A 12605-nucleotide genomic window follows, 5' to 3' on the forward strand; every position below is an offset into this window, starting at 1 on the left:
TGGAAGTTTAAATTTAATTCTATTTTCTGAGATTTTGCTGTTATTTAACAACAATAATGTCATTAATATTAGTAGTATATCTTGGCGATAATCGTTCTTGGCGCATTTTCCAGGTGCGCTCTAAATCTTGATTACCTAATTTAATCTTATAATTAGCATACTTTTTATTTAAATGATCTATGGTTTGCATTAAGGGTTTGTGTTTAGGGTTTTCGTTATCAAACATTTGTAATTGCTTATTATTTGTAGGCACCAACCCCATTACTATTACTCCTGCTCGCTTATACTTTATGCCAGGTTTAAAAATTTTTGAAACTGCTCGAATCGCTTCTTGGCTAAGAACCAAAGTAGAATCTGTTGCATATGCTAAATTTACTACAGCATTCACCCTATGCTGCTCTAAATCTTTTTTATGTCTATCACTACTTAAAGTCACATAAATAGTATGGCAACTAGAGCCTTGCTTACGCAATTTTTCGGCACAACTTGTTGCAAAGGTCGAAATGCGTTCTTTTATACTATTTAAATCAGAATAAGTATACTCGAAGCTTCTAGTTGTTGCTATTGCTCGTTTTCTCTCTACCTCATCTAACTTTATTTTAGATATTCCTTCTAAATCTTTTTTTAGTTTCCATACTGTAATAGATAAATTTTTACGAACCCAATCGTCTGGCAACTGTACAAAATCGTATGCTTTTACACACCCTTTTGCTTTTAAACGCTTTTGCAAACCTCTACCAATGCCCCAAACTTTCTCTATAGGCATCCATTTTAAAGCTTTTATACGCTTCTCTTCAGAATCTATAACATATACCCCTTGTGTTTCATCTGGAAATTTACGGGCAATTTTATTAGCCACTTTGGTTAAAGCTTTAGTTGGCGCAACACCTACACAAGTAGGAATACCTGTCCATTTTAAAAGACGCTGCCTTATTTGCATTCCATATTTTGTAAAATTTTTGTCTTGAAAACCTTTAAACTCTAAAAAAGCTTCGTCTATACTATAAACCTCTACATCTGGCGTAAACTGCTCTAAAATAGTCATAACGCGCGAACTCATATCTCCATAAAGCGGGTAGTTAGAAGACAACACCTTAATATTATTAACCTTACAAAAATTTTCCCATTTAAAAATAGGTGCTCCCATAGGTAAGTTTAATGCTTTTGCCTCGTCGCTACGAGATATAACACACCCATCGTTATTACTTAAAATAGCAATAGGTTTATTTCGCAAGTTTGGATTAAAAGCACGTTCGCAAGACGCATAAAAGTTATTACAATCTACTAAAGCATACATGGTATAAAATTAAAGATTTATTTAGCTTTAAAAATATTTTTTTACTTAGAATTATTATAAACAACCTACACAACCAAAAGCAATAAAAACAACACAATCGATTAATAGTAAACTAGTTAAACACAAAAACCATGTAAATTAATCTGCTATAATTATTTTTTTACAATTTATTTTTTTGAAATTATTGTGAAAAAAAACGTAATTTTAAATGCGAACGTCTCTCACCAAAATTTATTGCATAAATTTTGATAGCAACATTTTTTAATTTTAAAACAAGTGTTGTGAATACTCTTAAGAAGCGAATTATCGTCATAGAAGACGATCCGATATTATTAGACTCCTACGAACATTATATATCTACGTTTAAAAATTTCTCGCTAAAAGCCATGTACAATAACGTGCACGACGCTTTAAAACATTACGAGGCAACATCTCCAGATATAATAATTAGCGATATTTCTATGCCAGGCATGAGCGGTATAGAAAGCATTAAAAAGTTTAAAGAAAAAGATAGTTCTGTCAAAATTATTTTAATTAGTGTACACGACGAGATAAACTTTGTTTTAAACTCTATAGAAAACAAGGTAGATGGCTATCTTACTAAACCTATTAGCAAAGATGGTTTATTACACGCTCTAGAATCTGTTGAGCAAGGTGGCATACCCTTAACACCAGATATTTCTAAACTTTTAGTTAAATTGGTTGTTGATAAAAAAGATGATTTATTCTCTAAAAACGATTTATTTTCTGAAAGAGAAATAGAAATTTTAAAACTTTTTACAACAGGGCACACCTACAAATCTATGGCCGAAACCTTATTTATTTCACACAGTACAGTTAATTTTCATATTCAAAACATATACAGTAAACTAGATGTCAACAATAAATCTGATGCATTAATTAAACTAAAAAACACTAAAATTTAATTATAAAAGGTTTTAAACATACTTTTTTTATTTACAGCTAGCCTCCAAAAATACTAGCACGTATATTCTCTTCTTTTATCGTTTGTTAATGTTTTAAGGGTAATAATGAGTTATAATGGGTAAAATTAACTAATAAGTTATCATTAAATTCTTATTCTTTTGTAATACCCATTAGTATTTTATGGTATTATATATTTTAAACAATATTTCTTACAGCAAACAATAGGCATGTCTAAATTAAAATTAACTTCTATCATTTTATTAGAATTTTTAATTCTATTTCTAATAATAAGTTGTGGCACTAATAAAAAAACACCACAATTAGTAAAAGGTACTAATCAAGAAATATATCCATTTTCTGATCCAAATAATTCAGGAAATTGGAGTTACAAAACAGATCTTAGCGATGAGTTTGAAGCTTCGACCATAGACGAAGATAAATGGTATATCGTTGGCAAATTCGAAAACGGAAAACCAGTATATAAAGACCCCGATTATCCAAACAAAAAAGTATGGAAAGGTCGAGCTCCTTCTCAATTTTCTGGAAGAAATTACCGACTAGAAGATGGTAAATTAATATTAGAAACACGTTGGGAACCCGATTTTCCTTTTGCTAAAGACAATAAACAAACTTGGGGGCCAGATAAAAAAATTGAAAAATACGAAAACCTTACAACTGCATGTTTTATTGGGCGCCGAAATTTTAAATACGGTTATATGGAAATTAAAAGCAAGGCAGCAGATGCAGAAATAACAAGTGCTTTTTGGGCTACAGGTAGCCAAACCGAACTAGATATATTCGAGCAATTTGGAGATCATCGTCAAAAAGGAAAAGAATGGAAAGATCGAGAACTTTGGTGGTCCATTCACGATTGGAGTAAAGAAGGAAAAGGAAAAACTGTTTTTACAGAACGTTTAGATTACGGATTTAGAGTTGCAGATAATTTTCATGTTTATGGTATAGAATGGGATGAAAATGGAATGAAACTTTTTGTTGATGGAAAACTGTTTACACAAGCAACAAAAGAACAAGTAGAAGCTTATGCTAAAGATAAAAATTTACCTAATGGATGGGTAATGACTGGGCCAATTCACCTTTGGTTAGACCAAGAAACTTTTCCTTGGCATGGTGTTCCAGACTCTAAAGAAGATTTAGAGTTAAATAGTCCAGAAAACAAGAAAGGTGATGGTGTTGTTGATTATGAGATTGAATACGTTAGAGTTTGGCAAAAAAAGTAAGTTAAAGTCTAGTTTTAAAACTACTATTAATCCAATTTATTATAAGATTTATAATAAATTGGAGAGAATTTAATAATTGCTATTAGTTATTAAATAATCTCTTTAAAAAAATTTATTATGAGTTCGTACAAAAAAAACGCGTACATATATTCTACAATAGTAGCCATGGGTGGTTTTGTCTTTGGCTTAGATGCTGCATTAATATCTGGCACAACAAGTTATATAACTAAAGAATTTTCTTTGTCTACAATGCAACTAGGCCTAGTTGTAAGTGCTCCTGCTTGGGGTGTGCTGCTCGCTTTACTATTTGCAGGGTATGCTTGTAATAAATACGGAAGACGTAAAACACTACACGCAGTAGCTGCCATGTATGTTATATCTGCCATTGGCTCAACCTTTTCTCCAAACTATATAGCCCTATTAACTTTTCGGTTTTTAGGAGGTTTGGCTTTTACTTCAATTTCGCTGGCAGCCATGTATATTGGAGAAATTGCGCCTCCTAAATTAAGAGGCAAACTAGTAACCATGATACAAATTAACATTGTAGTTGGTTTATCTGGAGCGTATTTTATTAATTATTTAATACTTCAGCTAGGCGCATCAAACGCTTCTTGGGTAACCGAATATGGCTTAAATACACAAACATGGCGTTGGATGTTAGGCTCTGAAATTTTGCCTGCATTAGCTTGGTTTATACTTTTATTTTTTGTGCCTCGTAGTCCCGCATGGTTATTTTACAACGGAAAAGAAAATGATGCCAAACAAACGCTTTTAAAACTACTACCTAAAGATAAAGTAGACACCCATTTAGTAGAAATGAAAGAAAGTTTAGAAAACAGTACAGACAACCGTTCTTTACTTTCTCAACTAGGAGATATATTTAGCAAACCCATGCGCATTACTTTTATAATAGCTTTTAGTATTGCCATAGCACAACAAACAACAGGAATAAATGCTATTTTATTTTATGCCCCAACGGTTTTCGAGCAGGTTGGCATGGGTACAAATGCAGCCTTTATGCAAGCCATCTGGATTGGTTTAACAGGTTTAGTCTTTACCGTTCTAGGTTTAGTGTTAGTCGATAAACTTGGTAGAAAACCTATGATTGTTGGCGGTATGTTATGGGTGGTTATAAGTTTAGGTATTGCCTATTTTGGTTTTAAAACCGCAACTTACACCCTATCTAAAGACGCCATAAACGAACTAACAGAAATTGAGCATGTTAACAGATTAAATAGCATAGTTAATATAGAATACGGAAGCGATATTGAGTTTAAAAAAGCACTAATAGAATCGTTAGGAGAAGAAGGCGCACGAAATCATTCAAGTTTATTAATTCAAAAATCAGCAGATATAAATGCTGTTTTAATCTTAATTGGAATTCTTAGCTTTATTGCAGCCTTTCATTTTTCTGTTGGCCCTGTAATGTGGGTCTTGTTTTCCGAAATATTTCCAATTTCAATACGTGGTATAGCCATTCCTTTTTTCACATTAATTACAAGTTTAACCAGTTCTTTGGTTCAATTCTTTTTTCCAACACAACTAGAAACATTTGGAATAAGCAACACCTTGCTTTTTTATGCAGTAACAGTATTTATTGGCATGGTAATTCAATACCGTTATTTAATAGAAACCAAAGGATTAAGCATTGAAGAGATTCAACTAAAACTTCAAAAAAAATAATTTTATAAATCACAATAAAAAATGAAATCTCATATTAGAATTTATATAATTACCCTTTTTGTATGCATTACATTTTTTAATCTAAACTGTAAACAAAATAGCCAAGAAAATACCCCTACAGAAAAAATTCTAAAAATAGAAAGAGTTCTTCCGTTTTCAGATCAAGAAAATAAAGGCGGTTGGGTACTTAATGAAGATTTAAGTGATGAGTTTGAAGGCAACACAATAGATACTGCAAAATGGTTTGTTGAAGGTTTAAATGACAGATATTACATCTGGAAAGGAAGAGCGCCTTCTCAATTTGTGTCTAAGAATGTTATTGTTGAAGATAATAAATTAAAACTGCGTACCGCCTGGGAGCCCGATTTTAAATTTTATGATGAAAGCTACGCCGATGGCAACATGGGAGCTTCTAAATACGGAGTATATAAAGATGGCACACCTATGCCAGTTACTACCGCAGGCGTATTAACCCATAAGCGTTTTTTGTATGGGTATATGGAGGTAAAATCTAAAGTAGGTAATGCTGCTATTACGGGTGCATTTTGGGCTATTGGCCACGAACAAGAGTTAGATGTTTATGAGCTCATGGGAAACCCTAAAAGTAAAAAAGGAAATATTCGAGAAGATTCTTATTTGGCTACAGCGCATGATTGGAGTCCGCCAGCTCAAAGACCAACCAAAATTTTTAATCACGTAGAAAATTTAGATTTTAGAACAGCAGACGATTTTCATGTTTATGGAGCCGAATGGGGTGTAGATTATTTAAAACTGTTTATTGATGGCAAAATGATTCGTCATTTTACGCAAGATCAATTAGGAACAGCGTTTGTTTTAAACAATCCCATGGAAATTTGGTTAGACTCCGAAATATTCTATTGGCTAGGTCTACCGCATAAAGAAGAATTGCCTGTAGATTTCGAAATTGAATACATGCGTGTATGGCAAAAACCATCTGATAACATATTAGCAAAAGATGCTGCTTTTTATGGTTTTGAAGGACCTATTCTTTTTGAAGAAAACCCAAAACCTTTAACACTACTTCCCGAAAGTTCTGTTCCAAATAATTATCAAAAATTCTGGATTCTAGATGAAGATTCCGCAAAATACTTATCTATTGTACACGGAGATTATTATAAAGGTGTTAATAGTCTAAAGTTTTCTGGTTACGGAAAAACAGATAGTTTAGAAGTTAACAAAGTAGTAGCCAAGGCTCCAGAAGGATCTCTAAAACTCAAAGCTGGAGATTATAATCTATCGGCTAAACTTTGGTTAGACCAAGGTATTATTGCAAATAAAATTCATGTCACATTAAAAAATCCAAGCTTAGAAGTTGCTTTTAAAGATTTACAAAAACTACCAAGAAGAACATGGATAACTGTAGAGGCTAAAATTTCTAGAACAGCAGTATCTGCAAAAGATGATAAATTAACTATTGAAATAAGAAAAGAAGACTTGCCAAAAACAAGAGCTGCAAAGCTTTTTATAGACGACATTGCCATAAAAGCAATAAAGTAAACACTAGCAGTTTTAAAAGAACTTGTCTAAAATATAATAGAATAAACAGAAATGAATACAGCAAAAAAACATACTAGAGCCATAACAAATACTGTAAATAGCCCATACGTAAAACTAAAAAGCATCGATTTTGGAGATTGTAGGTGGACAGATGGATTTTGGGCGAATAAAGAAAATGCTGCAGCACAAATTATGGTGCCTTACATGGGTAAAGTTTTATGTGGAGATGTTGGACATGGATTAAACAATTTTAAAATTGCTGCTGGAGAAAAAGAAGGAGAACATAAAGGATTTTACTGGCATGATGGCGACTTTTTTAAGTTTATGGAAGCTAAAACGTACATTTATGCCTTAACAAAAGATGAGTCATTATTAAAAGAGTTAGATGAATACATTGAGTGGATTGGTAAAGCTCAGGAAGAAGACGGGTATATTCATACACATATTCAAATTACTGAAGGTGCAGAACGTTTTTCGAACAGAAAGTACCACGAAATGTATAATTACGGGCACTTATTTATTGCTGCAAGTGTACACTACCGTTTAACAGGGCAACGTAATTTTTTAGATATTGCTATTAAACAAGCCGACTTGCTATGTGTGTATTTTATGCCAGATACTAAGCACTACCAACGTTTTGGGTTTAATCAAACTCAAATTATGGGTTTGGTAGAATTATACAGAACAACAAGAAATAAAAAATATTTAAAACTAGCAGAAAAATTTATTAATCGCAGAGGACATTACGATATAAAACACGACTCTACCACAGAAGGTTACCCCATTGGAGATATGGTGCAAGAACGTACACCTCTAAAAGAAGCTAAAGAAGCTGTAGGGCACGCAGTACTAGCATTATATTACTATGCAGGAGCTGCAGATGTATATGCAGAAACTGGCGAAAAAGAATTAATTGATGCGTTAGATAGATTATGGGAAAATGTAACAGATAAAAAAATGTATGTTACCGGTGCTGTTGGGCAAGCACACTATGGAGCTTCTACTAATTTAGATATGATTGAAGAAGGCTTTATTGATGCTTATATGATGCCTAACATGACTGCTTATAACGAAACTTGCGCTAATTTATGTAACGCCATGTTTAGTAACAGAATGATGGCTTTAAAAGAAGAATCGCGTTATGCTGATATTATTGAATTAGTACTGTTTAACAGTGGTTTATCTGGTATTAGTATTGATGGAAAAGAATATTTTTATTCTAACCCTTTACGAATGGTAAATGGCTCTAGAGATTACGAAGCACATGCAGATGTAACCGAAAGCCCAGTAAGACAGGCATATTTAGAGTGTTTCTGTTGTCCGCCAAATTTGGTTCGTACCATTTGTAAAAGTTCAGGATGGGCATATACCTTATCAAAAAACGGAGTTGCTGTAATACTATTTGGAGGAAACACTTTAAACTCTAATTTATTAGATGGCTCTAAAATTAAATTAACTCAAGACACGAACTATCCATGGAAAGGTATTGTAAAAATAACTGTTGATGCATGTAAAGCTGAAGCTTTCGACATTAAGGTTAGAATACCAAAATGGGCTATTGGTAGTACTTTAAAAGTTAACGGAGAAGATAAAGGCGTAGAAGTTACACCAGGAACTTTTGCAGTTGTTAACCGCGAGTGGAAAGCAGGAGATACCATAATTTTAGATATGCCTATGGAAATCACCCTTCTAGAAGGACACGATAGAATTGAAGAGGTAAGAAACCAAATAGCAGTAAAAAGAGGACCTATAGTTTACTGTATAGAGTCTCCAGATTTACCAAAAGATAGTGGCATTTTAAATGTATACTTAAAAGGTAATGCCGAATTTAAAGCAGTACACAAACCAGACTTTTTAGGTGGTGTAACCATTATAGAAACAGAACTATTACTAAGAGAAGGCAAAACTAACGACATGTACCAAACCGTTACAAAACCCATATTTAAACCCTATAAAACTCAACTAGTACCATATTTTGCTTGGAGCAACCGAGGACAAGCTGAAATGACAGTTTTTATGCCTGTTGTATGGTAAATAAAACATGTGTTCGGGTAATTTATGCACGATGATTTTAAAATTGATTTTACCACACATTAAAAATACGTGTAAAGACATAAACATGAAGTTGATATGATAATTTTAGATTATATAGAACATCTAAAATTTAAACAAAAATTAAACAAATAAAATGAAAAATTTAGCACTTAGTCTATTCTCCTTAATAACCATATGCTCTTGCGGAAAAAAACAAGAAGAAGTTAAGACAAAAGAACTTGCTGTAAACACAACAACTACAGCGCAATTAAGTTTAGATAAAAATAAAGGTATAATAAATAACACCAATAGCCCACATGTTAAACTAAAGAGCATTAACATTGGCGATTGTAAATGGACCGAAGGTTTTTGGGCCGATAAGTTTAAAGTAGCCGAAGAGGTTATGATACCTTACATGGGCGAGGTTTTAACAGGAGATGTTGGTCATGCCCTAAACAATTTTAAGATAGCTGCTGGATTAAAGGAAGGTAAACACAAAGGTATGAAATGGCACGATGGCGATTTCTATAAATGGATGGAAGCTTCCATGTATATCTATGCTCAAAATAAAGAAGAAAAAATTATAAAAGAACTCGATGAGTATATAGATATAATTGGTAAAGCACAAGCAGAAGATGGTTATATTCATACCAAAGTTCAAACCGAAGCAGACATGGATCGATTTGGTAATAGACAACATCACGAAATGTATAATTTTGGACATCTTTATACAAGTGCATGTATTCATAACCGTATTACAGGTAAAACTAATTTTTTAGATATTGCTATTAAAAATGCTAATTTCCTTTATAATAAGTTTATGCCAGAACCAAAGGGGCATTTAAAACGTTTTGGTTTTAATCAAACCCAAATTATGGGATTAGTAGAACTTTATAGAACAACTAAAGATAAACGATACTTAGAATTAGCCGAATTATTTATTAATTTAAGAGGAAAATTAAAAGTAAATCCAACACCTGTTTCTAGCTATAAGTTTATTGGCGATATGGTGCAAGAACGTACACCTATTCGTAAAGCAAAAACAGCCGAAGGACATGCGGTGTTGGCGCTCTACTATTATGCTGGCGCTGCCGATGTTGTTGCAGAAACAGGAGAAAAAGAACTTTTAAAAGCTTTAGACAGATTATGGGGTAACGTGGTAAATAAAAAAATGTACGTAACTGGAGCTGTTGGGCAAACACACCACGGTGTTTCGTCTCACGTAGACATGGTTCACGAAGGTTTTATAAACGAATACATGATGCCAAACCTATCGGCATATAACGAAACGTGTGCCAATGTTTGTAACTCTATGTTTAGTTATAGAATGCTAGGGTTAAATGGAGAATCTAAATATGCTGATATTATGGAATTAGTACTTTTTAACAGTGCTTTGTCTGGTATTAGTGTAGAGGGAAAAGATTATTTTTATGCAAACCCACTTCGCGTAAGTCATGATGGGTACGATCCTGGTAACGATACAGAGTTTGATGTACGTCAGCCTTATATTCCATGTTTTTGTTGTCCACCAAATTTAGTTCGTACTATAGCTAAAGTATCTGGTTGGGCATATAGCTTATCCGAAAATGGAGTTGCAGTTAATTTATATGGCGGTAACACATTATCTACAAACTTATTAGATGGTTCTTCTATCAAGTTAAAACAAGAAACACAGTACCCTTGGGAAGGGCAAGTAAAGATTACAATAGAAGAAAGTAAAACTGAGGCTTTCGATATTTTACTAAGAATCCCAGAATGGGCAAGTGGTTCTAAAATACTTGTAAATGGAAAAGCAATAGGTGTCGAAGCAAAAACAGGAACATTTGCAGTAGTGAATCGTAAGTGGAAAAAAGGAGACGTATTAACTTTAGATATGCCTATGGATATTAAGCTTTTAGAGGGACATCCTTTAATTGAAGAAGTTCGTAACCAAGCGGCTATAAAAAGAGGACCAGTGGTTTATTGTATAGAATCACCAGATTTGCCAAAAGGAACAGATATTTTAGATGTTTACCTACCAATAAAATCAAAATTAACAGCAACATATAAGCCTAGCTTTTTAGGAGGTATTTCAACTATTAATGGAAATGTAAAACTTCGTAAAGACGATAAAAAAGGCATGTACAGAGAAATGTCTAATTTAAAATGGGATACTTACAAAGCTCAATTTGTGCCATATTTTGCTTGGGCAAATAGAGGTCAAGCAGAAATGAGTGTTTGGGTTCCAGTACTTATGGAGTAAACGTTATTTGTACAATTTTTAATATAAAAAGCTATGTTAATTTTATTATTAACATAGCTTTTTTTTAGAGTTTTAAATTAAAATCATGAAAATTCTTATCTACACAATTGCTTTTTTATCATATCATATAATTCTAAGTCAGAATAGTAAACAACCTAATGTTTTGTTTATTATGTTAGACGATTTAAACGATAATATAGGGGTTTTAGGTGGGCATCCACAAGTACAAACTCCTCACATGAATGCCTTAGCAAAAGAAGGAGTTGTATTTAAAAATGCGCATACAAATGCTCCAATTTGTGCCCCTTCACGAGCTAGTCTTTTTACAGGTATATATCCACACAAATCTAAAAATTTTTGGTTTTCGAAATGGACAGAGAATACGGTTTTAAAAAACAGTAAAACGTTAATGCGTTTTATGAAAGATAACGGTTATTTAACTCTAGCTACAGGAAAACTAATGCATCACAGAGATAAAAATGAATGGGATGAATATGGAATAGAGAATGATTTTGGTCCTTATCCGTTTGATGGAAAAAAAACGGTAAAACATCCATTGGTACCAAAGGAATATTATCAAAATAAAAATGATGGACTTTATGCTTCTTTGGCAAATATACCTAGTGTTTCTCCATCGAGTAACACACCAGGTTACACAGGTTGGTACGATGTTAAAAACAAAAAACCATATAATTATGTAAACGATGAAAATCGAGATTTGTTAAATGATGAATTAACAGCAAATTGGGCTACAAATAAAATTAAAGAATTAGAAGCTAAGAATACTACAAAGCCCTTTTTTCTAGCAGTAGGTTTTGTAAGGCCTCATACACCACTAGTTGCACCACAAAAATATTTTGATAAATACCCTTTAGAAAATTTAAAGCTTCCTGTTATTAAAAAGAATGATATTGATGATACTTTTTATAGATCTACCTTTAAGAGGGTAGCGCCTTGGGCAAAACACTATCAAGATTTAAAAGCTTCTTATACTAATTTAAACGAGGGATTAAAAACTTATTTACAAGCATATTTAGCTTGTGTAAGTTTTGCCGATGACCAAGTAGGTAAACTAATGAATGCTTTAAAAAATAGTAAGTTTAATAATAATACTATTGTCTTTTTGGTAAGCGACCATGGTTATAATCTTGGAGAGAAAGAATTTATTTATAAAAATAATTTATGGGAAGAAACAACAAGAATTCCTATGATTATTCGTGCGCCGATGTATGCGAAAAATGCAGGAGAAAAAGTAGATCACCCAGTCTCTTTAATAGATGTATACCCTACAATAGCAGATTTATGCGGTATTAATAAAACCAACATTAAAAATAACAAAGGCGAGTTATTAAATGGTTATAGTATGAAACCATTTTTAAATAACCCTAAAAAAGGTAAATGGAAAGGTCCTGGCGTAGCTTTAACAGTAGTAAGAGGTAATACTAAAAGTAATGAGGCTAACGAGCAAAGTTATGCAGTGCGCTCAAAAGATTTTAGATATATTAAATATGTTAATGGGAAAGAGGAATTGTATAACCATAAACAAGATCCATACGAGTGGGAAAATTTAGCAAGTAAAAAGAAATATTTAAAAGTAAAAAAAGAGCTAAGAAGAGAAATGAATGCCTTATTAAACAATTAAGGTAATCATTTTTCAGTAATACTA

At 32.6% G+C, this 12605-nt stretch carries 8 protein-coding genes; 7 read left to right on the forward strand and 1 reads right to left on the reverse strand.

The genetic code is table 11. The features are described 5' to 3' along the window. Nucleotides 1–40: 40 nt before the first annotated feature. On the reverse strand, nucleotides 41–1297 hold the full coding sequence (locus tag ABD715_RS08475) for a Y-family DNA polymerase (RefSeq protein WP_344787729.1): 1257 nt from the start codon (nucleotides 1295–1297) through the stop codon (nucleotides 41–43). 281 nt (nucleotides 1298–1578) lie between these two features. Here ABD715_RS08475 and ABD715_RS08480 point away from each other — a divergent pair, with 281 nt between their 5' ends. The 7 genes from ABD715_RS08480 to ABD715_RS08510 all read left to right on the forward strand — a co-directional run bounded on the left by ABD715_RS08480 (nucleotide 1579) and on the right by ABD715_RS08510 (nucleotide 12581). Next, nucleotides 1579–2223, forward strand: coding sequence for a response regulator (locus tag ABD715_RS08480; protein ID WP_344787730.1), 645 nt, complete (start codon nucleotides 1579–1581; stop codon nucleotides 2221–2223). A gap of 228 nt (nucleotides 2224–2451) precedes the next feature. Continuing rightward, entirely contained in the window at nucleotides 2452–3462 is a 1011-nt protein-coding gene (locus tag ABD715_RS08485) for a family 16 glycosylhydrolase (RefSeq protein WP_344787731.1), read from the forward strand. A 117-nt stretch (nucleotides 3463–3579) separates the two neighbouring features. Then, complete coding sequence (locus ABD715_RS08490; protein ID WP_344787732.1) at nucleotides 3580–5145, forward strand: MFS transporter; 1566 nt, start codon at nucleotides 3580–3582, stop codon at nucleotides 5143–5145. Nucleotides 5146–5166: 21 nt separating this feature from the next. Beyond that, the gene (locus ABD715_RS08495; RefSeq protein ID WP_344787733.1) at nucleotides 5167–6663 is read left to right on the forward strand and encodes a family 16 glycosylhydrolase; all 1497 of its coding nucleotides are present in this window, start codon (nucleotides 5167–5169) and stop codon (nucleotides 6661–6663) included. 51 nt (nucleotides 6664–6714) lie between these two features. Then, nucleotides 6715–8697, forward strand: a complete 1983-nt coding sequence (locus tag ABD715_RS08500; protein ID WP_344787734.1) for a glycoside hydrolase family 127 protein — start codon at nucleotides 6715–6717, stop codon at nucleotides 8695–8697. A gap of 154 nt (nucleotides 8698–8851) precedes the next feature. Beyond that, the gene (locus ABD715_RS08505) at nucleotides 8852–10939 is read left to right on the forward strand and encodes a glycoside hydrolase family 127 protein (protein WP_344787735.1); all 2088 of its coding nucleotides are present in this window, start codon (nucleotides 8852–8854) and stop codon (nucleotides 10937–10939) included. Nucleotides 10940–11024: 85 nt separating this feature from the next. Further along, nucleotides 11025–12581, forward strand: a complete 1557-nt coding sequence (locus ABD715_RS08510; RefSeq protein WP_344787736.1) for a sulfatase — start codon at nucleotides 11025–11027, stop codon at nucleotides 12579–12581. Nucleotides 12582–12605 lie beyond the last annotated feature (24 nt).

It is taken from the genome of Postechiella marina (genome assembly GCF_039538365.1).
Classification (GTDB): Bacteria; Bacteroidota; Bacteroidia; order Flavobacteriales; family Flavobacteriaceae; genus Postechiella; species Postechiella marina.